Annotated in this window: 1 other RNA gene; it reads right to left on the reverse strand. The window is 58.9% G+C overall.

What is annotated here, in order from left to right:
• Positions 1-363 precede the first annotated feature (363 nt).
• Positions 364-718: a transfer-messenger RNA gene (gene ssrA / locus ABJK56_RS08915) on the reverse strand.
• Between the last annotated feature and the right edge of the window lie 105 nt (positions 719-823).

Consider the following 823-nt stretch of genomic DNA (forward strand, 5'->3'; position numbering starts at 1 on the left):
GATACTCCGGGACGCGTGGCCCGTCAATCGCGGCTCCAATGCCTCAAGGTCAACACCTGGCAGGTAACGTCCGCTACTCCAGTCCCGCGAGCGCGGAATGGTTGCGAAATGTACCAAAGCTGAGATCAAAACCTCCTTTGGACCTAAATGCAAAAGTCCAAAGGACAAAGAGAAAAAGGCGGCAAAGAGAGAAAACGGGGCCTCGATGTGTGATTTTGGCCCGGAAGCCAGTCCAAAGGCCGGGCTTGTCGGAGTCGGCTCAGACATCCCCTCTGAGCACGAAATCCACGCGCAGAACGCCGAAAACGCCGGGACTCACATCACCGGCGTTCTCGTTAGAGAGAAACCTTGTTCAAGTTACATTGGTGGAGGCGGGGGGACTTGAACCCCCGTCCGAAAGAGGGCCGTCAAAAGCGTCTACGAGCGTATCCTGCAGTCTGGTTTTCGAGCCTTCCGACTCCTGCAGGCGGGATTCGTCGGCCCAAGTCCGTGTATAAAGTCCCCGACAGTCCACGGACCCAACAGATCGGGCTAGCCGGTTTTTGTCACGCCCGGTGCCGTCCCCACCGGCCGGGAACGGGCGGACGCGCTACCTCAGTTTAGGCAGCGAGCGCGTACTGTGTAGTCGCGTTTATTGTTTTGCCGCTTTGTACGAGGCCAGCGGCGCCTCGGCTCGCAGCTTAAGCCAGCCACTCCCCCGTCGACACCAATCGCCCCCACGGGGTATTTGTGACACCTTTATTATACCCCAGACCGCGCCTTTCGGCAACCGGCGTTGGCCGCAGGAAGCCTTGCAGTTCCGCGGGAATCAAGGCATGCTCAA

It is taken from the genome of Thermogutta sp., from assembly GCF_039793925.1.
GTDB lineage: Bacteria > Planctomycetota > Planctomycetia > Pirellulales > Thermoguttaceae > Thermogutta.